A 21,167-nucleotide genomic window follows, 5' to 3' on the forward strand; every position below is an offset into this window, starting at 1 on the left:
CCGTCACCCCTCGGATGCCAGCTGTTCGCGCTGGCGCTTCAGGTGCTCGGGCATGTCCTTGTAGACGTCCTCGAACAGGGCGGCGTCGCCCGCGACATGGCCGTCGGCCATGGAGCCGAAGCGCTCGGCCTCCTTCACCGCGGTGTTCACCTGCGCTTGCATGTCGGCCTGCGTCTGCGCGTGCTCCTGCTGCGACCAGGCGCCGATCGCCGTCAGGTGCTGCGCCAGACGCGCGATCGGATCGCCCAGCGGGAAATGCGCCCAGTCGTCGGCCGGGCGGTAGCGCGACGGATCGTCCGAGGTCGAATGCGCACCGGCGCGGTAGGTGACCCACTCGATCAGCGTCGGCCCCAGGTTGCTGCGGGCGCGCTCGGCCGCCCAGCGCGAGGCCGCCAGCACCGCCAGGAAGTCGTTGCCGTCGACGCGCAGCGACGCGATGCCGCAGCCCACGCCGCGCGCCGCGAAGGTGGTCGCCTCGCCGCCGGCGATGGCCTGGAAGGTCGAGATCGCCCACTGGTTGTTGACCACGTTGAGGATCACCGGCGCGCGGTAGACGTGCGCGAAGGTCAGCGCCGTGTGGAAGTCGGACTCGGCGGTGGCGCCGTCGCCGATCCAGCCCGAGGCGATGCGCGTGTCGCCCTTGATCGCCGAGGCCATGCCCCAGCCCACCGCCTGGATGAACTGCGTGGCCAGGTTGCCCGAGATCGAGAAGAAGCCGGCCCGCTTCATCGAATAGCACACCGGCAGCTGCCGCCCCTTGAGCGGGTCGCGCTCGTTGGACATCAGCTCGCAGGTCAGCTCCAGCAGCGTCACGTCGTCGCGCGCCAGCAGCAGGCCCTGCTGGCGGTAGGTGGGAAAGCACATGTCGCCCTGCTGCAGCACCAGCGCGTGGCCGGTGGCGATGGCCTCTTCGCCCAGGCACTGCATGTAGAAGGAGATCTTCTTCTGCCGCTGCGCGATCAGCATGCGGGCGTCGAAGGCGCGTGTCTTCATCATCGCGCGCAGGCCGCGGCGCAGCAGCTCGGGGTCGGCCGTCGGCGCCCACGGGCCGACGGCGCGGCCTTCGTCGTCGAGCACGCGCACCAGCGTGTAGGCCAGGTCGCTGGTGTCGGCGGGCGATGCGTCGACCGGGGGTTTTCGCACCTCGCCGGCACGCGACAGGTGCAGGTAGGAGAAATCGGTCTCGTGCCCCGGCCGCCCGGTGGGCTCCGGTACATGCAGACGAAGAGATGTGCCTTGGCTCATCGCGTTGTCTCCGCGCTCGATGGCATCGCGCGCCACCACAGCCTAGCGAATTTCGGGCGCGGGCGCAGCCGGTCAAGTGCGTGTTTCGCAGGCGACCGGGGCGCAGGGGCGGGGAGGGGCGCGCGGCCCGCGCCGGCACCCGTGTCTTCCCCCTTGCCTTTCCCGGCGCGCCTCTGCACTGTCCTTCCACCCTGTGGCCCGCGGCGCATGAACGACCTGGAACCTCCACCTCCTCTTTCCGAACCCGGCCGCAGTGCGTCGAGGGCGAAGTCCGCCGACGCGGCCGGATGGCGCCGCTGGCTGCCGGGACTGCGCACGCTGCGCGGGTACGAGCTGGCCTGGCTGCGGCACGACATCGTGGCCGGGCTGGTGCTGACCACGATGCTGGTGCCGGTCGGCATCGCCTACGCGCAGGCGTCGGGCGTTCCCGGCATCCACGGCCTCTACGCGACCATCGTGGCGTTGCTCGCGTACGCCGTGTTCGGCCCCAGCCGGATCCTGGTGCTGGGCCCGGATTCCTCGCTGGCGGCCCTCATCCTGGCCGTCGTCCTTCCGCTGTCGGGCGGCGACCCGCAGCGCGCCATCGCCCTGGCGGGCCTGATGGCGATCGTGTCGGGCGCGGTGTGCATCCTCGCGGGCGTTGCACGCCTGGGCTTCGTCACCGAGCTGCTTTCCAAGCCGATCCGCTACGGCTACATGAACGGCATCGCGTTGACCGTGCTGATCAGCCAGCTGCCCAGGCTGCTGGGTTTTTCGGTCGAGGGCGATGCACCGCTGGCGACCCTGAAGGCCATCGCCGTGTCGGTGATGGAGGGCAAGACCCACGCGACCACGCTCATGGTCGGCGCGGGCACCCTGGCGGTCATCCTGCTGCTCAAGGGCCGCCGGCGCGTGCCGGGCATCCTGATCGCCGTGGTGGGCGCGACCGTGGCCGTCGGCGTGCTGGGCCTGGCGACGCGCGAGGGGGTGCCGGTGCTCGGCGCCCTCCCGCAAGGCCTGCCGGCGTTCGGCATCCCGTGGATCACGGCCGCCGACATCGGCCCCGTGCTGATCGGCGGTTGCGCCGTCGCGCTCGTCTCGTTCGCCGACACCAGCGTGCTCTCCCGTGTCTATGCGGCGCGCACCCGCACCCACGTCGACCCGAACCAGGAGATGGTGGCGCTGGGCGCCGCCAACCTGGCGGCCGGATTTTTCCAGGGCTTTGCCGTCAGCAGCAGTTCGTCGCGCACCCCCGTGGCCGAGGCCGCGGGCGCCAGAACCCAGCTGACCGGCCTCGTCGGCGCGCTGGCCGTTGCCCTGCTGCTGGTGGCGGCGCCGGACCTGCTGAAGAACCTGCCTACTAGCGCACTGGCCGCGGTCGTGATCGCATCGGCCATCGGCCTCATCGAGGTCGCCGACCTGCGGCGGATCTACCGCATCCAGCGCTGGGAGTTCTGGCTGTCGATCGCCTGCACGGTCGGCGTGGTCGTGCTGGGCGCTGTCGAGGGCATCGGCCTGGCCATCGTGATCGCGGTCATCGAATTCCTGTGGGATGCCTGGCGCCCCTATTCCGCGGTGCTGGGGCGCGCCGACGGCGTCAAGGGCTACCACGACATCACGCGCTATCCCGACGCGCGCCTCATCCCTGGCCTGGTCTTGTTTCGCTGGGATGCGCCGTTGTTCTTCGCCAATGCCGAGCTGTTCCGCGACCGGGTGGGCGACGCCATCGCGTCGTCGCCCGCGCCGGTGCGCTGGCTGGTCGTCGCGGCGGAGCCCGTCACCAGCGTGGACGTGACCTCCGCCGACATGCTGGCCGAGCTGGTCGACAGCTTGCGCGACGCCGGCATCCAGCTGTGCTTTGCCGAGATGAAGGACCCCGTCAAGGACAAGCTGAAGCGCTTCGGGCTCTTCGCGCGGCTGGGCGAAGCCGCGTTCTTTCCGACCGTCGGTGCCGCCGTCAGCAGGTACCTCAAGACCCATCCGGTGGAGTGGGTCGACTGGGAAGACGAGGGGCGCTGAGCCCTTGCGGCCCGCGGCATGCGCCTCCCATGGATGGGGGAGGCGACGTTTCGAGGCGGCTCCTAGCATCCGCGCACCCACAACGAGGAGCCTCCCGATGAAGATCGCCTTTACTTCCTGCTTCAGTGCCCAGACCTTCAAGGAACAACCTGTCTGGACCCAGGTGGGCGCGTCCGGCGCCACGCACCTGGTGCTGTTGGGCGACTCGGCCTACTACGACGCGGACGGCTCCAGCATGGGCGCGGTCAAGGCCATGGGCGCGAACGACTTCGCGATCCACGCCTTCGGCCGGCTGCGCGACCAGCTGAACCAGAAGGAGTTCGCCAAGCTGGTGCGCAAGACCGACCTGCAGATTCATCCGATCTGGGACGATCACGACTTTCTGTGGAACGGCGCCTGCGGTGCGCAGATCGAGGGACAGCCTTCCTACCGGCACCTGCTGGACCCGACCCGCGCCGCGTTCCAGGAATACCGCAAGGCGCTGGATTCGAACGATCCGAAGACCTTTCCCAAGGCCGGCGATCCCTGGGCCTCGGGCGTTCCCGAACCCGGCTACCGGCCCCTCATGCTGAGCAATACCGGCGACGCGGATGGCCCGGTGATGCTGCACCTCACCGACGGCCGCAGCTACAAGACCAAGGGCGGCGCGACGGCGGTGCTCGGCAGCGCGCAGATGAAGAAACTGAAGAAGGCCATCGAAGACTCGGACGAGAGGACCGTGCACCTGATCGCCAGTGGCCTCACCTTCGAAGCCCGCCACGGCGAGACCTGGATGGACTGCGCGGCCGAACACGCCGCGATCCTCAAGCTGGCGGAGAAGCGCCGCATCCTCATCCTCAGCGGCGACGTGCACGAGAACCGCTTCGCCGTGCCGTGGCCGGCCGGCCCCTGGAGCCTGTTCGAAGCCACGTCCTCCGGCGCCGCGCTGCGCACGGCCGTCACCGTCGGTGCGCTGCAGCGCAACTGGGGGCTGGTCGACATCACGAAGGACCAGGTGAACATCGAGCTGTCGCAGCTGAACATGGACACGCGCCGCCGCGTCATCGACCGCAAGAAGTGGAAGATGCTGTAGGCGTGGCGGTGAGCGAACTCACGGGCCGCTCCTGCGGCTTGCGAAGCAGGATCACGAGTCCGGAGATCAGGAAGTAAACGGCGCCCACCGTCGCATAGCCTGCGAGCGTCTGCAGGACCGGGGCATCGGTGCCTTGCCGTGCGACGAAGAGGCCGCCGGCCAGCGCAGACTGCGCGCCGCTCAGCATCATCACCCACTGCCCCCGATGGCTCTTTCGGCGGCGAACGGCCGTCGCCAGCTGCAGCAGGCCCGACACGATGGCCCAGACGCCGAAGATGGCCAGGCCGATCTGGAGCCCGAGCACCAGGGAGGCCACCACGGCCGCGGTGACCAGCGCGCTGATCCACGTGTTCAGCATCTGGCTGGGGTTGGCCCGGGGGCCGCCGGTCATCCGGGCGTCCACCAGGTTCGCCAGCGCGTCCCACGCCGGATAGACGACCAGCAGGATCGTCGTCAGCACCGGCGACTGCCTGGCGACGCTGAAGGCCAGCGCGACCCACACGAAGGAAAAGGCCGCGCGGGTGAAGTAGAGCTTGCGCAGCCAGGCGGCCGGCTGCAGAGGGGGTTGGATGATGTCGGACATGAAAGGGGGGAGGTAGGAGGAGGGGCGCGCCTCGCACGAGGCGGGTGCAACGATTCTTCTGCGTTCCCCCGGACCACGGTATCGGTCGAATGACCGACACGCGCCGAACCGGCGGCTGTGCGATGCTGTGCGCTCGCCCCCCGCGATCCCATGCCCGAAGACACCACCCTCACCGCTTTCGACGCGGCCCGCGCGCTCGCCTTCATCGGCGACCTGAGCATGGGCCAGCCCATCGACCATTCGCTGCGCACCGCCTGGCTGGCCGGCATGATCGCGACACAGGCCGGCTGCCACGCGGCGCAGGTCGAGGTCGCGCAACACGTGGCGCTGCTGCGCTGGTCGGGCTGCACGGCGAACGCGCAGGAGTTCGCGGACTTCCTGGAAGACGATGTGCTGGGCCGGAGAGCCCTTCTGGCCTCCGCGCAACCGCGCCTGCGCCAGCCCCACCAGGCGTCCATTCCCGGGGCCGTCGTGGCGATGGCCCAGATCCATTGCGAGATTGCCGGCGACATCGCGAACATGCTCGGCCTGGGGCCCGAGGCCGAAGCCGCACTGCGCGCCGTCTTCGAAGCTTTCGACGGCAGCGGCGTCCCCGGCCTGCTGCAGGGCGACGGCGTTCCGCTGGCCACCTACGTCGTGGCCCTGGCGAGCGATCTGGAAATCTTCAGCCGCCTCTACGGGCTCGATGAAGCCCTCACGCTCGCGCGGGGGCGCGCCGACAGCCTCTACCCCGGCTTCCTGGTCGACGCTTGCGCACCGCACGCTGCGGCGTGGATGACGCGGCTGGATGCTTCGCCTGCGCCGTGGACCGATGCCGCCGATCCGCCGGTGTCGATGCGCCGGCGCGTCGGGCTGGAACTCGTCGGCGACGTGAGCGACCTCAAGCTGCCGTGGATGACGGGCTACTCGCGGCGCGTGGCCCGGCTGGCGCGCGACTGCGGCGCCCAGCTGGGCATGAGCGAAGCGATGTGCCATCGCATCCACCGGGCCGGCCTGATCCACGGCATCGGGCGGGCCGCGGTGCCCAACGCCATCTGGAATGCGCCCGAGCCGTTGCCGGCCGCGTCGATGGAGCGCCTGCGGCTCGTGCCGTACTGGACGTCGCGCGCGGCGGGGCAGATCGACGGTCTCGCGGCAGAAGCGGAGATCGCCTCGTTCGCCTTCGAGCGGCGCGATGGCTCCGGCTACTTCCGTGGCCGCTCCGGCGCGTCGATGCCGCTCGAAGGGCAGGTCGTTGCGGCGGCCGAGCAGTGGGTGTCGCACCGCACCCGCCGTCCGTGGCGACCCGAACTGACCGATGCGCAGGCACGCGATCGCCTGCAGGCGGACGTCGAGGCCGGCCGCTTCGACGCGGAGGTCGTCGGTGCACTGCTCGCCTGCGCGTTGTCGGGCACGCCCGCGAAGCCCGTGGCCCCTGCGCAGGACGACGCGTCACTGTCCCAGCGCGAGCTGGACGTCCTGCGCTGCATCAGCCAGGGCGACAACACGAAGCAGGTCGCGCGTGCGCTGGGCATCAGTGCGAGCACGGTGCGCACGCACGTCGAACGCGTGTTCCGCAAGCTCGGTTGCTCGACCCGCGCGGCCGCCACGCTGAAGGCCTCTGCCAGAGGCCTGCTGTAGCGGGCCGCGCTATCGTTCAAGCCGCCACTGGTTCTGCTCGGGCGGCCCGTGCAGGCGCTCCAGCATCGAGCTGCCCGCGCAGCATCTCCCACCGCACGCGCGCCGACACGATGCTTTCTTCCTTCACATGCCCGAAGCCCCGGATCTGCTCCGGCAGGCGCGCCAGCGACAGGGCGGTGTCGAAGTCGACGCGCTCGAAGCGCGCGAGCAGGTCTTCGACCATCGCGCGGTAGTCGGCCACGAGCTGGCGCTCCATGCGGCGCTCGGCGGTGCGGCCGAACGGATCGAGCGCCGTGCCGCGCAGGCCGCGCAGCTTCGCGAGCACGCGGAAGGCGCCGAGCATCCACGGGCCGAAGCTGGTCTTGACCGCGCGGCCTTCGGCATCGCGCCGGCCCAGCACCGGCGGTGCCAGGTGAAAGCGCAGCACCGGCTTGCCTTCGAACTGCTCGCCGAGCTTCTCCATGAAGCGCGGATCGGCATACAGCCGCGCCACCTCGTACTCGTCCTTGTAGGCCATGAGCTTGAACAGGCCCGAGGCCACGGCCTTGGCCAGCACGGTGCTGCCGCGTGTGCGTTGCTCGGCCTCGCGCACGCGTTCGACGAGGTCCGCGTAGCTGCGCGCGTAGGCTGCGTTCTGGTACGCCGTGAGGAACGCGGTGCGGTCGGCCACCAGCGCTTCGAAGCTCTGGGGCTTTTGCAGCGACACCACCTGCGCCGGCGCGGCCTGGCGCGTGACGGCCGCGAGGTCGAGCGCTGCCTTGCGGCCCCAGCGGAACGCGGCCTGGTTGGCCTTCACGGCCACGCCGTTGATCTCGATGGCCTTGTCTAGCGCCTGCGCCGACAGCGGCACGAACCCCTTCTGGAACGCGAAGCCCAGTAGGAACAGGTTGGCGGCAATGGCGTCGCCCATGAGGCGCGTGGCCAGCTGCGTGGCGTCGATGAAGTCGGCGCGGCCTTCGACCGATTCCTCGATGAGCGCACGCACCTGCGTGGCCGGGAACTGCCAGTCGGGTTGCTGCGCGAAGTGCCCGGTCGGCTGCTCGAAGGTGTTGACCAGCGCATAGGTGCGGCCCGGCCGCATGCGCGCGATGGCGTCGGGCGCGCCGGCCGTGAGCATGTCGCAGCCCAGGATCAGGTCGGCCTCGCCGGTGGGAATGCGCTGCGCCTTCAGCTGCGCCGCGTCGCGCGCAATGCGCACGTGCGACGTGACCGAGCCGTTCTTCTGCGACATGCCCGTCATGTCGAGCACGCTCACGCCCTTGCCTTCGAGGTGCGCCGCCATGCCGATCAGCGCGCCGATGGTGATCACGCCCGTGCCGCCGATGCCGGTGATGAGGATGTTGTGCATGCCGTCCAGCGCGAGCGGCGCCGGCGCGGGCAGAGCGGGTTCCTCGGCGGCCTTCACGGCCACGGGCGCGTGCTTGCGAGGCTTCACGCCTTCGACCGTCACGAAGCTCGGGCAGAAGCCCTTGATGCACGACTCGTCGGCGTTGCACGCGCTCTGGTCCACGCTGCGCTTCAGGCCCAGGTCGGTTTGCTTCGGTAGGAGGGCGGTGCAGTTCGATTGCTCGCCACAGTCGCCGCAGCCTTCGCACACGGCGTCGTTGATGAACACGCGCCGTGCGGCAGGCGGGAACTCGCCCTTCTTGCGGCGGCGGCGCTTCTCGGCCGCGCACACCTGGTCGTAGATCAGCACCGACACGCCCTCGAAGCCGCGCAGCTCGCGCTGCACCGCGTCCATGTCATCGCGGTGGTGCACGCTCAGCGCAAAGAGGCCGTCGCGGTCGGGCGGCAGCAGGCTGCGGTCGGCCCAGCGTGTCGGGTCTTCGGCCACCAGCGCGATGCGCTTCACGCCTTCGGCCGCCACCTGGTGCGCGATGCGCGGCACGGTGATGGGCCCGTCGACCGGCTGGCCGCCCGTCATCGCGACCGCGTCGTTGTAGAGGATCTTGTAGGTGATGTTCACGCCCGCCGCCACGGCCGCGCGAATCGCCAGCGAACCCGAGTGGTAGTAGGTGCCGTCGCCCAGGTTCGCGAACACGTGCTTGCGCTTGGAAAACCACGCCTGCCCGAGCCACGGCGCGCCTTCGCCGCCCATGTGCGTGGTGGTGCGGTTGTGCTCGGGGTAGATGGCGGTGGCCATCACGTGGCAGCCGATGCCCGCGAGCGCCAGGCTGCCTTCGGGCACCTTGGTCGAGGTGTTGTGCGGGCAGCCCGCGCAGTACCAGGCCGGTCGCGAGGGCGTGGCCACGGCCTTGCCGAGCACCACGTCCTTCGCGTCGAGGATCGCCAGCCGCATGCGGATGCGGTCGCTGGTGTGAAAGCGCGCCACGCGCCCGGCGATGACGCGCGCGATCTGCGCCACCGAGAAGTCGGCCGTGGCCGGCAGCAGCCACTGGCCGCGCGGGTGCGCGCCCCATTCGCCCTGTTCGTCGAACTTGCCGATCACGCGCGGGCGCACGTTCTCGCGCCAGTTGTACAGGTGCTCCTTGAGCTGGTACTCGACGATCTGGCGCTTCTCTTCGACCACCAGGATTTCTTCGAGCCCGTCGGCAAACTCGCGGATCGAGTCGGGCTCCAGCGGCCAGGGCATCGACACCTTGAACAGGCGGATGCCGATGCGCGCAGCCTCGTCGGCGTCGATGCCCAGTTCTTCCAGCGCTTCGAGCACGTCGCGGTACGACTTGCCCGAGGCCACGATGCCCAGCCGCGCCTGCGGCGAATCGATGGTCACGCGGTTCAGGCGGTTCTCGCGCGCGTAGGCGATGGCGGCGTAGATCTTGTAGTCCTGCATCAGCGCTTCCTGCTTGCGCGCCTGCACGCCGAGCGTGTCGGTCGACAGCCGCGCATGCACACCTCCGGGCGGGAACACGAAGTCCTTCGGCAGCCGCGTGTGCACGTCAAGCGCGCCGGCGGCAATCGAGCCCGACGACTCCACCGTGTCGGCCAGCGCCTTGAAGCCGACCGGCAGACCGGCAAAGCGCGACATCGCAAAGCCGTGCAGGCCCAGCTCGATGTACTCCTCCACGCTCTGCGGGTAGAGCATGGGGATCATCGAGGCGGCGAACAGGTGGTCGCTCTGGTTGGGCAGGGTAGAGGAAGACGCGCCGTGGTCGTCGCCCGCCACCAGCAGGATGCCGCCCTGGGGCGACGTGCCCGCGTGGCTCATGTGCTTGAACACGTCGCCGCAGCGGTCCACGCCGGGCGCCTTGCCGTACCACATGGCGAACACGCCATCGACCGCGCTCTCGCCGGTCAGGTGCACCTGCTGCGTGCCCCACACGGCGGTGGCGGCCAGCTCTTCGTTCACGCCGGGCAGGAACTTGACGGCATTGGCTTCGAGCTGCGGCTGGGCTTTCCACAGCGCTTCGTCCAGGCCGCCGAGCGGCGAGCCGCGGTAGCCCGAGACGAAGCCCGCGGTGTTCAGGCCGGCCTGCTGGTCGCGCCATTTCTGCACGAGCATGAGGCGCACCAGCGCCTGGATGCCGCTGAGGTAGATCCGGCCTTCGGTGGCCGTGTATTTGTCGTCCAGCGCAACGCTGGCGAGTTCGTGGGTTGCCATGAGAGAAAAGACTCCGGGTAGGACTCGTGGAATGCGGGCGTGGCCCCGGTAGAGGGCCGGCCCGCGAAACGCCTCGCCGGGGTTGCCGCCGAGACAGCGACGATTCTTTCGCACCCCGGCCCGAAAGTGCTTCTTCGTTTCGAGGGAGAAACCCGCATTCCGGAAGAACCATCGCCGCCGCCGTCGATTCGCCGAAAGGCCTTCGGCCACGCGCCCACAACCGCGCAGGCCCGACAATGTCCGCCCGATCGACCGAGGACCCGATGAGACCCGACCTGGATTCGCTGGCGCTGTTCCTGCGCGCCATTGAGCACGGCAGCCTGTCCAAGGCGGCCGCCGAGAGCCACATGGTGCTGTCGGCCGCGAGCCGGCGCCTGGCCATCCTCGAGAGCCAGCTCGGCGTGGGGCTGCTCAACCGCACCTCGAAGGGCGTGACGCCCACGGGCGCGGGCGAGTCGCTGGCCATGCATGCGCGCCAGATCCTGCGCGACGTGGACCGCATGCGCGCAGACCTGTCCGACTACGCGCAGGGCGCCACCGGCCGCGTGCGGCTGCACGCCAACGCGTCGGCCATGGGCCAGTTCCTGCCCGACGACGTGGCGAGCTTTCGGCTGCGCTACCCCGAGATCCGCGTGAGCGTGGAAGAGCACCGCAGCGTCTACATCGTGCAGGCGATTCGCGACCGTCAGGCCGACGTGGGTGTGATCACCAGCGAGGCGGTCGACCCGGCGCTGCACTTCATTCCGTACCGCACCGACCGGCTCGTGGCCATCGTGCGCCAGAAGCATCCGTGGCGCGGGCGCGAGGTGTCGTTCGAAGAACTGCTCGACTTCGATTTCGTGGGGCTCGAAGACGACTCGGCCATCTCCCGCACCATGGAAGACGCCGCGATGAGCGCGCGCAAGGTGCTGCGCCTGCGTGTGCGCGTGAAGAGCTTCGAGGCCGTGTGCCGGATGATCGAAGCGGGAATGGGCGTGGGCATCCTGCCCGAGGGGGCGGCGGTGACCTACCGCAAGGAGATGAAGCTGCGCTTCATCAACCTCACCGACGCGTGGGCTTCACGCCGGATGTACCTGTGCACGCGGCAGGAGGCGTTGAGTTTTCCGCAGCGTCGGTTGGTGGACCATCTGTTGGCGCGGGGGATGCCGTAGGGCGCGGGTTCATTCGGAGCGACGCAGGAACACATGCATGGCGCGCTCGCCCGCCACCTGCCGTTCGCAGCGGTAGCCCAGCGCTGGCAGGTCCAGGCCTGCGAAAAGCGCTTCCCCCTGGCCCAACAGCACCGGCCGCAGGGCCAGGTGCAGTTCGTCGATCAGGCCGGCCTTCAGGTATTCGCGCACGGTGGCCACGCCACCGCCCACCCGCACGTCACGCCCACCCGCGGCGGCCCGTGCCTGCGCCAGTGCATCGTGGATGCCGCCGGTGACGAAGTGGAAGGTGGTGCCGCCTTGCATCGTCAGTGGTGCGCGGGCATGGTGGGTCAGCACGAAGACCGGCACGTGGTAGGGAGGCTCGTCGCCCCACCAGCCTTTCCAGCTCTCGTCGGGCCAGGGACCGCGCACCGGCCCGAACATGTTGCGCCCGAGGATCCAGGCCCCCATATCGGCGAAGCCTTGCTCGGCCATCTCGTTGTCGATGCCGGTCTCGCCATTGGTCTCGCCCGTCTGAAGCATCTGCTGCCAGACACGCGTGGGCATGAACCAGTCCATGAGTTCAGGGCCGCGAACGCCCAGCGGATGCGCCAGACTCTGGTCCGGGCCGGCCGCGAAGCCATCGAGCGAAACACCGAAGCTGCGCACAAGCAATCGAGGCATGGGGTCGTCTCCTGCAAAAGCGGAGACGCAGTGTAGACCTTGCAACACCGTTGAAAGAGGAGCCGAAGGACATGACACTCAAACGAATGGACAACATCCTGATCGTTGTCGACGATCTGGAAGCGGTGAAGGCATTCTTTGTCGCGCTGGGCCTGAAGCTCGAGGGCCAGACCACGGTGGAGGGGCCTGCTGTCGGCAGTCTCATCGGGCTGGGGGATGTCCGGGCCACCCTCGCCATGCTGCGAACGCCCGATGGGCAGGGAATCGAACTGGACAAGTTCCACACGCCGGATGCGGTCCGGTTCGGGCCTGTGAATGCGCCAGTGAACACCCTGGGTCTTCGCCGCATCATGTTTGCTGTCGATGGCATCGATGCGGTCGTTGCGCGGATGCAAGCCCATGGCGCGGAACTCATCGGCCAGATGCAGTACGAGACGTCCTACCGGCTCGCGTACATCCGGGGGCCCGAGGGCATCATCGTCGGGCTTGCCGAGCAGCTCGGCTGAGGCTCAAAAAAAAAGCCCCTGCCGCCCGGCAATCGGGCCACAGGGGCAAGTGGCGCATCAGCCTTTCAGCCGAGCACCTCGGTCACGATGCCTGCGCCGACGGTCTTGCCGCCTTCGCGCATGGCGAACCGCATGCCGTTCTCGATGGCCACGGGCTTGTTCAGCTCGAAGCTGATCTGCGCCTGTGCGCCCGGCTCGACCATGCCGGTCTCGGTGTCGACGCGAATGACACCCGTCACGTCGGTCGTGCCGAAGAAGAACTGCGGCTGGTAGCCCGAGCCGAACGGGGTATGGCGACCACCTTCGTCCTTGCTGAGGACGAAGATCTGTGCGCGCCCCGTCCGGTACGGCTTCAGTGCACCGGGCTTCACGACCACCTGGCCTCGCACGACAGCGTCGCGCTTGACCCCGCGCAGCAGCAGGCCAACGTTCATGCCGGCCCGCGCCTCGGCGACGTCCTTGTGGAAGGACTGCACGCCGGTGACGACCACCTGCTCGTCGCCGTCCGCGCTGAGCCCGACGATCTCCAGGCTGTCACCCACGCGGATCACGCCGCGCTCGACACGGCCGCTGACCACGGTGCCGCGGCCCGCGATGGTGTGCACGCCCTCGACAGGCATCATGAACGGCGCGTCGTAGTCGCGCACCGGATCAGGAATGCACGCGTCCAGCGCATCCACGAGTTCGACGATGCATTGCACGTCCGGGCCTTCGAGATCGCCGCGTTCGGCGGCGGCCAGGGCCTTCAGCGCGCTGCCGAACACGAAGCGGGCCTCGTGGTAACCGTGCGCGGCCAGCAGCGCGCCGATCTCCATTTCGATCAGCTGCTCGATCTCCGCACGGTCACTCGCGGCAACGAGGTCCATCTTGTTCACGAACACCACCATGTGGCCGACGTTCACCTGGCGCGCCAGCAGCACGTGCTCGATGGTCTGCCGCGCGGCGCCTTCGGTGCCGTCCACCAGCAGGATCGCGCCGTCCATCTGCGAGGCGCCGGTGATCATGTTCTTGATGTAGTCGGCATGCCCGGGGCAGTCGATGTGTGCGTAGTGACGGCCGTCCGACTCGTACTCGACGTGCGAGGTATTGATCGTGATGCCGCGCTCGCGCTCTTCCTTCGCGTTGTCGATCTGTCCATAGGACAGCGCATCGCCGCCAAAGCGCGCGGCCTGCACGAAGGTCAGAGCAGCCGTCAGCGTCGTCTTGCCATGGTCGACGTGACCAATGGTTCCGACATTCACATGAACCTTCTTGTTCATCATGTTTCTCTCCAGTTTGAGATTGAAAAACCGATGCGATTCGCTGGCCAGGCGAAACGGTCGGCGGGTTGTCGGTGCGCGCGCACCAAACTCGCGGTGCCCGCCATGCGGGCAATAAAAAAAGCCTGCCGGGGTGGACCACCCGACAGACTTTTTTTCTTGCCTGAAGGATGGACCTCCAGGCGCACGAGGGCCTGAAGGCTCTACACGAACCACTCCACGGAGTTGACGCACAGCACTGCGCCGGCAGCGCGTGCGGCGGAAGAAAGAAGCTCTCGTTCGGGGCTCATGTCCAAATCTCCAAGTGGGCAAGCGGAAAACAAAAAACCCGGTGGCTTGAGGCCTACCGGGTCTTGTGAAACTCAGGAGGCCGAGCCTCCAGGTGGAAAGGCTCTAGGAACGCAATTCGGCAAAAAAGGCGCGCAGCGAAGTCACTGCGACTGCGCGGGTCATCGATGCATCTTGCTTGGTCAGGAACTGCTTCATGGGGCTCTCGTGCGGTTGGTGTTGGCCGCAACGCGATGGTTGATCTTTGGGGGAGCGCAGGCTAACACCGCGATGGCGATCCTGCAACAGGAGCGTTGCACGCACGCAGCAATGGTTGCGCAGTGCTTCGTCGCAGATGCCGACAGGTCGCGTTCGTGGCGTCGTGGTGCAGGCCGATGCAGATGATGGCCGGTTGGGTGACGGATTCTTCGCGAGGAACTGAGGGGCCGGGAATGGCAGCAAGGGGCCCTAGGCGGCTGTTGCCCCGGGCGAGAAAGCAGACGTTCAGAACCCCTGAGCGCCCAGCGCCTAACCGTTGTAGATGTAGAAGACCTTCCGCAGGCTTGGAGCAACTATCAATATTCCGGTGCGCTCGTGCGAGAGGAAGCTCCCGCCATTGGCGAGTGCATCGTTGATTTGCTGTCTGACCGTTGGGTCGATATCAATGCCAAAACCATAGCGATTCAAATAGTCCGCTACGTCAAACGAAAAGACGCTGTTGGCGTGAGCGTCGGAGCCTTCCAACTGGGCAGGCGTCGTTTGCCAAGAGTGAGCTCTGCCAAGTCCGTTGGCGAGCGTCTCCGGCGGCAAGTCCTGCAGATAGCGAATTCCTTGATTCTGAATGGCTGTTGCGGTGGGGACTGGCAGGGCATATGCGATGACACCTGTCTCATTGCCTCCCGGACCGAAGCCCCAGGAGTCCCCCTTCGCATATCGAACCCCAGTCACACCCAGCCCCGTGGGAACGAAGCCGAGTCTGTGCCTTTCCCGCGCAAGACCAGCAACAAAGTATGCGCAGGCACCCAGCATCGCAATGGTGCCGACGCAGATGGTCAACCTTCTCGCGGTCGACTTGAGCGTGTTTAGGGGCATTCGGAATCGGAAGAGCTGCGTTCTATGCCTACGTTAGCGGCGGAGCGCTGAGGTTGTGCGAAGTCAGTGTGAAGACTCGATGGAAGGCGGCTCCTGACCGAACACGGGCATGGCGGTTTCTAGGATGTCGGGGCGCCGGTTCCATCGATAACCTCTGCTGATGCCCCCAATTCTCGAAGAGAGAGCACGAACTGATGTGCTTCCGCGTCAGGAACCTCGACTCGCTGACGTTCATCGCGGAGCACTCCGTCGGTAATGGCCTTGGCTTTCGCCAATCCCACGCCGGTTGCAGCTCGCAAGGTCGTTGTGCAGGAGACCTTCAGAAAACCAGGTCGCCATCCGGTGATTTCAATGATTGCCATCGTCAGAAGGTATTCGCGTTGAGGGTCTCGTCGAATGACTGGTTTTGGCCGACTGTAGCCGCCTACAACCGATCAGCCGGCTAGATTCCCGTCAGTCGCATCGCAAAGCCATTGCTCAAACCATTCGACCGGCATGCGCACCTGCTCAAACGAGCCAGTGCGAAGTTCCTGGAACGAGTACGTGTTGGTAAGAAATAGGTCCCACTGGGTGTCCACGGCAGTGAGGATGGGGAGTAGCCGCTCGACGTCGGGGGGAGCATCCACCTCCAGGTACTGACACCAGAATTGGTCACACCACTCCGCAATTTTCTCGTGCGAATATGGTGAGCCCGCGGACAGCGCACCCCAACGTAGCATCTGAACGGCTGCCGCGACGGTGAACGGCATATCAACGGGTGCATGTGATGGTGTGCTCATTTGAAGGCTTCGCGCGAATGTCCGGTCGTGGCCGACTGGCGCCAGCCAGCATGCTACCTTCCGGACCGATACGGCTCGTTGGAATCACAGATGGACGTACATCAGCTTCGCCGCCCGCACCGACCCGGTTGGTTGCCCGTTGTCGACGCCGCGCGTTGCACGGGCTGCGGCTGGTGCGTCGCCGCGTGCGACCTTCACCTTCTCAGTCTCAAAGTCGAGCAATGGAAGAAGTTGTCGACGCTTCAAGACGCGGATCGGTGCACGGGCTGCAGCGATTGCGCAGTGACTTGCCCTTTTCATGCGATCACCATGCGAAAGGGCTGAAACGCCCTCGGCGTCCGGCTCGCCGCCCAGGCAATCCGCAGACCCGGGCGCGTGAGCCGGACGGTCGCGGGTGTCACGCCCCGTTCGACCATCCCGAAGAAGTCCCTTCCCGAGGCCTCTCACCTCGGCTCAGCTTTTGGACTTTGCGTATTCCTCTGCGCTCATCATCTCCAGGCCGACGAACGGCGCGTTGCCTTCGACCCATGCGTCGTGACCCGGCGGAATGGTGTACGACATGCCTTCCTCGATGACGGTCTGCGAGCCGTCATTCATTTGCACGGTGATCCGGCCGGACACTGCATACCCGACGTGAGCCACCTGGCAACTGTCCGTGCCCACGACCGGCTTGATGCACTTCGACCAGCGCCACCCGGGCTCGAACTTGAAGCGTCCGAGCGTGTAGCCCTCGAGGCGGACCACTTCGACGCGGGTCTTTTCGGGCTGTCGAACCTCGTCCGGTTCGTCATGGGATTTCGTCTGAAGCTTGCTGACGTTCATCGGGCTTGCCATCGCGACTCTCCTTGCGACACGAGTGAGCAAACAGTCCGCGGCAGTCTCGTGCCGAACCGCACGTGAACGATGGAATGGTAGTCCTGGGCCACGCGTGCAGTGATCTATTTCTTGCACGAAAGCGCCGCTCTTTCGAAGAGCGTCATGTGGCAGTTTGCGTAAGCCGGGTTACAGAAAATCTTCGTCCACCACCAGCGACAGCACGGACCAGCGCAGTCGTTGGGCCCAGTTCGATTCGGGCTCCCGGTGCAGCACCCAGCGACGTCCGTCGCGCAGGAAGCTCCATTGCAGGCCACCCCGCAGAGGTACCTCGCTCACGGTGAAGCTCGCGGGCATGCGCACGCGCTGGATCAGGTCGGCCAGTTCGCCGGCCAGCGCGGGGCTGTCGACGATCAGGCCCAGTTCGGTGTTGCAGTGCGCCGAGCGCCGGTCCATGTTCATCGACCCCACGTAGAACCAGCGCCGGTCGACCACCGCCAGCTTGGCGTGCAGGCGCCCGAGCGAGCCGCGGCCGCTGTCGGTGTCGCTCCAGGCGGGATGCGCTTCGCTGGCCGGCATCAGCTCATACAGCATGGCGCCCATCTGCAAGAGGGCGCTGCGGTAGCGCGCGTAGCCATAGTGCACCAGCGGCTCGTCGGTGGTGGCGAGCGAATTGGTCATCACCGACACGCGCGCGCCCTCGCGGCTCGCATGGCTCAGGGCCTCGATCATGCGGGGCATGGGCACGAAGTAGGGCGAGACGACGAGCACCTCCGAGCGCGCGGTCCGGAACAGGTCGAGGTTCGCGGCCATGACCGCGCCCTCGCGGCCTTGGGGCGCTGCGGCTTCTTCGACGTTGCCGCCGGCATCATCAGCGAAGCGGCCTGGCACCGCCGCGTCCGCAACCACGCGCACCTGCGCAGGCACCAGCGCGACGCGCCCCTGCGCCAGCTGCGCACCGACCGGGCCGCGTCCCAGCGCATCGGGTTCGTCGGCAGGCGGCATGAAGCGCGCGAGGTCACGCACCAGCGCGGCGAAGCGTTCGCGCGCAGGAGCCGCTGCCGGGGCGCTTTCGGCCGCGATGGCTTCGAAGGGGTACGACAACGGCCCGTTCCAGAAGGCGTCGAAGCTCGCCGACAGCGCGCGCACCGCCGGCCCGGCCACCAGTGCGTCCATGTCGATGAAGTTCGCCGGCTTGCTGCGCCCGAAGTACTCGTCGGCGATGTTGCGTCCGCCGGTGATGGCGAAGCTGTTGTCGGCAATGAAGAGCTTGTTGTGCATGCGCCGGTTCACGCGGCCGATCTCGTGCAGCGACAGCAGCACGCGCGTGCGCAGGCCACCGCTGCGCACCGGCAGCGGGTTGAAGACGCGAACCTCCACGTTGGCGTGCGCAGCCAGCCCGGCCAGCATCTCGTCGTCTCCGCCCGCGTACAGGTCGTCGACCAGCAGGCGCACGCGCACGCCGCGCTGCGCCGCGTCGCGCAGCTCGCGCAGGAACTGCCGCCCTGCGCTGTCTGGGGCCACCACGTAGTACTGCGCGTCGACGGTGTGCCGTGCGGCCTGCGCGAGTGCGATGCGTGCGTCGAGGGCCTGGTCGCCGCCCGGCAGCAGGCGTACGCCGGATGCATCGGGCATCGCGGACATCGCGCTGTCCGCAGCCGGCAGCGACGCGGCGGCGATGCGCGCCAGGGGGCTGTCCCCGAGGTCGGTGCGCGCGTGCGACGCGACACGGGGTACCTCGTTGGGCAATGCAGCGCAGCCAGCGAGCAGCGAGGCGGCGAGCATGGCCGCGGCGCACAGCCAGCGGGCGAGCGCCGCATGCTGCAGCGCCAGGATGCACAAGCGGCACGCAAGGGGTTCCCATGCGGCACGCAGCGCGGCAAGAGACTGGGGGGTGTTCATGGCGGACCTCGGTGCATCGGATGCGAAGTGGCGATCGATGCAGCCAGTTTTCCGCGCGGCGCCCGCCGCAACCATTGCGCGCAGCGCCTAGTCCCCGGCGTGGCCGTCCGACTAGGCCTTTGGTGTAGGTGCGCACGCTCGCTTCTTGGGGGGCTTTGCGCTAATCTGCATTCAGGACGGGGAGGGTCACCGTAGACGAGAGGCCTGTATGAAGGTTCTGCTGGTCGATGACCACGAGATCGTCTGGAACGGCACGCGCCTCCTGCTGGAGCGCATGGCCGCCGAGATCGAACCCGGCCGTCCCTTCCATTTCGACGCCGTGCGGGACGCCGAGCAAGCCTGCCAGCGCGACCCCACCGGCATCGACCTGCTGCTGCTCGACTACCACCTGCCCCAGCTGTCCGGGTTGGCGGCGCTCAAGGCCGTGAAGGCGCATTTCGAGGCCACGCCCGTGTGCATGCAGTCGGCGGAAAGCTCGCCGCAGCGCGTGCGCGAGGTCATCGAGGCCGGCGCGGCCGGCTTCATTCCCAAGTCGTACCGGCTCGAGGACATGGAGGCCGCCCTGCGCGTGGTGCTGCGCCACAAGATCTACCTGCCGGCCGAGTTCGTGCTGGCCGACGACGTGACCCGCGCGCGCGACCCCGACGAGCTGCCGCGCGAAGACCTCGCCGGCTTCCTGCGCGTCGAGCTGTCGCCGCGCCAGCGCGAGGTGCTGGCGCTGGCGATGCGGGGCATGCCGGTCAAGCTGATCGCGCGCCAGCTGCTCATTGCCGAGGGCACCGTGAAGGTGCACCTGTCGATGGTCTACCGGGCGCTGGGCGCGCGCAACCGCACCGATGCCATGTGCCGCGTCTTCGACGCGCAGGCGGCATGGGCGCTCGAGGCTGCGTGAGCATGCCGGCCGCGCTGGACGATCTGGACGAACGGCGCCTGCAGGTGGTCGCCGAGCAGGCCGTGGGGTTGCGCTGGCAGATCCTGCTCACCGCCGTCGTCGTCGCGGCCATCGTCTGGCGCGATGTGCCGACGCCCTGGGTGCTCGGCTGGTTCGCGGCAGTGATCGCCAGCCGCGAGTGGCGCGCCGCCGCGCTCGCGCGCATGGCCGCCGACCGCGCCCGCCCCATCGCCGCGCGGCTGCGCGCCACCGTGCACTGGAACGTGCTGATCGGCGCCTGCAACGGCTCCGCGGCGCTGTTCATGGCCCGGCTCGACCCGACGCTGGACGCGGTCCTCACGATGATCCTGGTGTCCTGGGGCGCGGGCGCGGTGTCGACCAGCGCGACCGTGATGCCCGCCTTCCTGGCCTACGCAGGGCTGCTCTTCGTGCCCACGGCCGCCATGTGGCTGGCGGCCGGCGGCTGGCTCGGCGGGGGCGTGGCCGCGCTGGTGCTGATGTTCTTCGGCGTGCAGACGCGCTTTGCCCGGCGCAACCTGCAGACCTTCGAGGAGTCGTTCGGCATCCGCGCCGAGAACCAGGCGCTGGCCACCTCGCTGGAGTTCGAGCGCGCGCAGCTGGCCATCGCGCGCGACCAGGCGGTGCGCGCCAACAACGACAAGAGCCGCTTCCTGGCCGGCGCCAGCCACGACCTGCGCCAACCCCTGCAGGCGATGGCGCTCAACGTGGGGGCGCTGCGCCACGTGGCGATGGCGTCTGATGCGCGCGCGATCGTCGAGGTGGTCGACAGCAGCCTGGAGCAGCTGCGCGCCATGCTCGACGCGCTGCTCGACGTCTCGAAACTCGACGCCGGCGTGGTGGTGGCCCAGCCCCAGCGCGTGCAGATCGACCGGCTGCTGACCGCCGTGATGGCCAGCTTCGGCGCCGCGGCGGCGGCGCGCCGGGTCGCGCTGCACACCGACTGTCCGCCCGGCCTGGCGGTGCGCACCGACCCCGACCTGCTGCGCCGCATGCTGGCCAACCTCGTGGACAACGCGATCAAGTTCTCGCCCGCGGGCGGGCAGGTCGAGGTGCGGGTCCGCACGCAGGACGCATCGGACGCCGAGGTCGAGCTGACCGTGCAGGACAGCGGCCCCGGCATCGCACCCGAGAACCACCGGCTCGTGTTCGAGGACCTGGTGCAACTCCAGGCGTCGGGCTCCGGCACCACGCCTGCCGCGGGACATGGCCTGGGCCTGGGCATCGTGCGGCGCATGGCCGAGCTGCTGGGCGTGCCGGTCGAGCTCGAGTCCCGCCTCGGCGCGGGCGCCTGCTTTCGCCTGCGGCTGCCGCGCGCCGCGCCTGTCGGTGCCGACGGCTGCGAGGGGGAGGGCGCCGGCGCGACGTGGAGCCTGGCCGGGCGCTGCGTGCTGGTGCTGGAGGACGACCCTATGGTGCGCGGCGCCTACCTCAACGCGCTGGGCGCGATGGGCTGCCGCGTGCTGTCCGCCGCCGCGCTCGACGAAGCGCTGGCGCAGGTCGACGAGCCCGATGCGGTGGTGCTCGACTGCCGGCTCGGCGGCGGCGTCTCGGGCTTCGATGCCGCCGGGCGCCTGCGCGCGCAGCGCTCCGCACAGCCTGCGCTGCCCATCGTCATGGTCACGGCCGACACTGACCAGGCAGTGGTCGAGGCGGCGCGACAGCAGGCGCTGCCGCTGCTGCGCAAACCTGTCGACGACCAGACGCTCGGCCGCGCGCTGGCCGCGGCCATCGGGCATTCCTGA

18 protein-coding genes are annotated in these 21,167 nt (G+C 68.4%); 8 read left to right on the top strand and 10 right to left on the bottom strand.

The genetic code is table 11. From position 1 onward, the window contains the following. Window positions 1-3: 3 nt before the first annotated feature. Window positions 4-1,245, bottom strand: coding sequence for a 3-methyl-2-oxobutanoate dehydrogenase (2-methylpropanoyl-transferring) subunit alpha (locus AC1RAD_RS07215; RefSeq protein ID WP_492734302.1), 1,242 nt, complete (start codon window positions 1,243-1,245; stop codon window positions 4-6). 207 nt (window positions 1,246-1,452) lie between these two features. Here AC1RAD_RS07215 and AC1RAD_RS07220 point away from each other — a divergent pair, with 207 nt between their 5' ends. Further along, window positions 1,453-3,243, top strand: coding sequence for a SulP family inorganic anion transporter (locus tag AC1RAD_RS07220; protein ID WP_492734303.1), 1,791 nt, complete (start codon window positions 1,453-1,455; stop codon window positions 3,241-3,243). 97 nt (window positions 3,244-3,340) lie between these two features. Then, window positions 3,341-4,315, top strand: a complete 975-nt coding sequence (locus AC1RAD_RS07225) for a metallophosphoesterase family protein (protein WP_492734304.1) — start codon at window positions 3,341-3,343, stop codon at window positions 4,313-4,315. On the opposite strand, the gene AC1RAD_RS07230 is transcribed toward AC1RAD_RS07225, so the two are convergent. After that, window positions 4,284-4,898 carry a DUF308 domain-containing protein gene (locus tag AC1RAD_RS07230; RefSeq protein WP_492734305.1) on the bottom strand — a complete coding sequence of 205 codons (615 nt, stop codon included), beginning with the start codon at window positions 4,896-4,898 and terminating at the stop codon, window positions 4,284-4,286. The two genes, AC1RAD_RS07225 and AC1RAD_RS07230, sit on opposite strands and share 32 nt — an antisense overlap. Before the next feature lie 150 nt (window positions 4,899-5,048). On the opposite strand from AC1RAD_RS07230, the gene AC1RAD_RS07235 reads away from it, so the two are divergent. Then, on the top strand, window positions 5,049-6,518 hold the full coding sequence (locus AC1RAD_RS07235) for an HD domain-containing phosphohydrolase (protein WP_492734306.1): 1,470 nt from the start codon (window positions 5,049-5,051) through the stop codon (window positions 6,516-6,518). Window positions 6,519-6,534: 16 nt separating this feature from the next. Here the strand turns inward: AC1RAD_RS07235 and AC1RAD_RS07240 are convergent, their stop codons facing one another. Next, entirely contained in the window at window positions 6,535-10,080 is a 3,546-nt protein-coding gene (locus AC1RAD_RS07240) for an indolepyruvate ferredoxin oxidoreductase family protein (protein WP_492734307.1), read from the bottom strand. 263 nt (window positions 10,081-10,343) lie between these two features. Between AC1RAD_RS07240 and AC1RAD_RS07245 the strand changes: the two genes are divergently transcribed. After that, the gene (locus tag AC1RAD_RS07245; protein WP_062472076.1) at window positions 10,344-11,231 is read left to right on the top strand and encodes a LysR family transcriptional regulator; all 888 of its coding nucleotides are present in this window, start codon (window positions 10,344-10,346) and stop codon (window positions 11,229-11,231) included. A gap of 9 nt (window positions 11,232-11,240) precedes the next feature. On the opposite strand, the gene AC1RAD_RS07250 is transcribed toward AC1RAD_RS07245, so the two are convergent. After that, window positions 11,241-11,894, bottom strand: a complete 654-nt coding sequence (locus tag AC1RAD_RS07250) for a dihydrofolate reductase family protein (protein ID WP_139702736.1) — start codon at window positions 11,892-11,894, stop codon at window positions 11,241-11,243. 71 nt (window positions 11,895-11,965) lie between these two features. Between AC1RAD_RS07250 and AC1RAD_RS07255 the strand changes: the two genes are divergently transcribed. Beyond that, window positions 11,966-12,400 carry a VOC family protein gene (locus tag AC1RAD_RS07255; RefSeq protein WP_307637267.1) on the top strand — a complete coding sequence of 145 codons (435 nt, stop codon included), beginning with the start codon at window positions 11,966-11,968 and terminating at the stop codon, window positions 12,398-12,400. A 65-nt stretch (window positions 12,401-12,465) separates the two neighbouring features. Here AC1RAD_RS07255 and tuf read toward each other — a convergent pair whose 3' ends face one another. The 4 genes from tuf to AC1RAD_RS07275 form a co-directional block, all read right to left on the bottom strand. Further along, entirely contained in the window at window positions 12,466-13,662 is a 1,197-nt protein-coding gene (tuf, locus tag AC1RAD_RS07260) for an elongation factor Tu (protein WP_492734308.1), read from the bottom strand. 792 nt (window positions 13,663-14,454) lie between these two features. Next, window positions 14,455-15,018 carry a hypothetical protein gene (locus AC1RAD_RS07265; RefSeq protein ID WP_492734309.1) on the bottom strand — a complete coding sequence of 188 codons (564 nt, stop codon included), beginning with the start codon at window positions 15,016-15,018 and terminating at the stop codon, window positions 14,455-14,457. Between the two features lie 119 nt (window positions 15,019-15,137). Further along, window positions 15,138-15,380: a hypothetical protein gene (locus AC1RAD_RS07270; protein WP_447741981.1), complete on the bottom strand. Its 243-nt coding sequence runs from the start codon at window positions 15,378-15,380 to the stop codon at window positions 15,138-15,140. A 72-nt stretch (window positions 15,381-15,452) separates the two neighbouring features. Further along, window positions 15,453-15,797 (bottom strand): hypothetical protein, encoded by a 345-nt coding sequence (locus AC1RAD_RS07275; RefSeq protein ID WP_492734310.1) that lies wholly within the window; start codon window positions 15,795-15,797, stop codon window positions 15,453-15,455. Window positions 15,798-15,887: 90 nt separating this feature from the next. Between AC1RAD_RS07275 and AC1RAD_RS07280 the strand changes: the two genes are divergently transcribed. Continuing rightward, entirely contained in the window at window positions 15,888-16,121 is a 234-nt protein-coding gene (locus tag AC1RAD_RS07280) for an ATP-binding protein (protein ID WP_492734311.1), read from the top strand. Between the two features lie 129 nt (window positions 16,122-16,250). Here AC1RAD_RS07280 and AC1RAD_RS07285 read toward each other — a convergent pair whose 3' ends face one another. Further along, window positions 16,251-16,631, bottom strand: coding sequence for a cupin domain-containing protein (locus tag AC1RAD_RS07285; RefSeq protein ID WP_492734312.1), 381 nt, complete (start codon window positions 16,629-16,631; stop codon window positions 16,251-16,253). 168 nt (window positions 16,632-16,799) lie between these two features. Beyond that, on the bottom strand, window positions 16,800-18,512 hold the full coding sequence (locus tag AC1RAD_RS07290) for a phospholipase D-like domain-containing protein (protein ID WP_492734314.1): 1,713 nt from the start codon (window positions 18,510-18,512) through the stop codon (window positions 16,800-16,802). A gap of 208 nt (window positions 18,513-18,720) precedes the next feature. Between AC1RAD_RS07290 and AC1RAD_RS07295 the strand changes: the two genes are divergently transcribed. Next, window positions 18,721-19,404, top strand: coding sequence for a response regulator (locus AC1RAD_RS07295; protein WP_062472054.1), 684 nt, complete (start codon window positions 18,721-18,723; stop codon window positions 19,402-19,404). 2 nt (window positions 19,405-19,406) lie between these two features. Next, the gene (locus AC1RAD_RS07300; RefSeq protein WP_492734561.1) at window positions 19,407-21,167 is read left to right on the top strand and encodes a hybrid sensor histidine kinase/response regulator; all 1,761 of its coding nucleotides are present in this window, start codon (window positions 19,407-19,409) and stop codon (window positions 21,165-21,167) included.

The organism is Variovorax sp. GW823-FHT04B03, from assembly GCF_058796495.1.

Coding starts and splice junctions, on each gene's coding strand:
- AC1RAD_RS07215 (WP_492734302.1), bottom strand. CDS start 1,245: ATGAGCCAAGGCACATCTCTTCGTCTGCATGTACCGGAGCCCACCGGG.
- AC1RAD_RS07220 (WP_492734303.1), top strand. CDS start 1,453: ATGAACGACCTGGAACCTCCACCTCCTCTTTCCGAACCCGGCCGCAGT.
- AC1RAD_RS07225 (WP_492734304.1), top strand. CDS start 3,341: ATGAAGATCGCCTTTACTTCCTGCTTCAGTGCCCAGACCTTCAAGGAA.
- AC1RAD_RS07230 (WP_492734305.1), bottom strand. CDS start 4,898: ATGTCCGACATCATCCAACCCCCTCTGCAGCCGGCCGCCTGGCTGCGC.
- AC1RAD_RS07235 (WP_492734306.1), top strand. CDS start 5,049: ATGCCCGAAGACACCACCCTCACCGCTTTCGACGCGGCCCGCGCGCTC.
- AC1RAD_RS07240 (WP_492734307.1), bottom strand. CDS start 10,080: ATGGCAACCCACGAACTCGCCAGCGTTGCGCTGGACGACAAATACACG.
- AC1RAD_RS07245 (WP_062472076.1), top strand. CDS start 10,344: ATGAGACCCGACCTGGATTCGCTGGCGCTGTTCCTGCGCGCCATTGAG.
- AC1RAD_RS07250 (WP_139702736.1), bottom strand. CDS start 11,894: ATGCCTCGATTGCTTGTGCGCAGCTTCGGTGTTTCGCTCGATGGCTTC.
- AC1RAD_RS07255 (WP_307637267.1), top strand. CDS start 11,966: ATGACACTCAAACGAATGGACAACATCCTGATCGTTGTCGACGATCTG.
- tuf (WP_492734308.1), bottom strand. CDS start 13,662: ATGATGAACAAGAAGGTTCATGTGAATGTCGGAACCATTGGTCACGTC.
- AC1RAD_RS07265 (WP_492734309.1), bottom strand. CDS start 15,018: ATGCCCCTAAACACGCTCAAGTCGACCGCGAGAAGGTTGACCATCTGC.
- AC1RAD_RS07270 (WP_447741981.1), bottom strand. CDS start 15,380: ATGGCAATCATTGAAATCACCGGATGGCGACCTGGTTTTCTGAAGGTC.
- AC1RAD_RS07275 (WP_492734310.1), bottom strand. CDS start 15,797: ATGAGCACACCATCACATGCACCCGTTGATATGCCGTTCACCGTCGCG.
- AC1RAD_RS07280 (WP_492734311.1), top strand. CDS start 15,888: ATGGACGTACATCAGCTTCGCCGCCCGCACCGACCCGGTTGGTTGCCC.
- AC1RAD_RS07285 (WP_492734312.1), bottom strand. CDS start 16,631: ATGGCAAGCCCGATGAACGTCAGCAAGCTTCAGACGAAATCCCATGAC.
- AC1RAD_RS07290 (WP_492734314.1), bottom strand. CDS start 18,512: ATGAACACCCCCCAGTCTCTTGCCGCGCTGCGTGCCGCATGGGAACCC.
- AC1RAD_RS07295 (WP_062472054.1), top strand. CDS start 18,721: ATGAAGGTTCTGCTGGTCGATGACCACGAGATCGTCTGGAACGGCACG.
- AC1RAD_RS07300 (WP_492734561.1), top strand. CDS start 19,407: ATGCCGGCCGCGCTGGACGATCTGGACGAACGGCGCCTGCAGGTGGTC.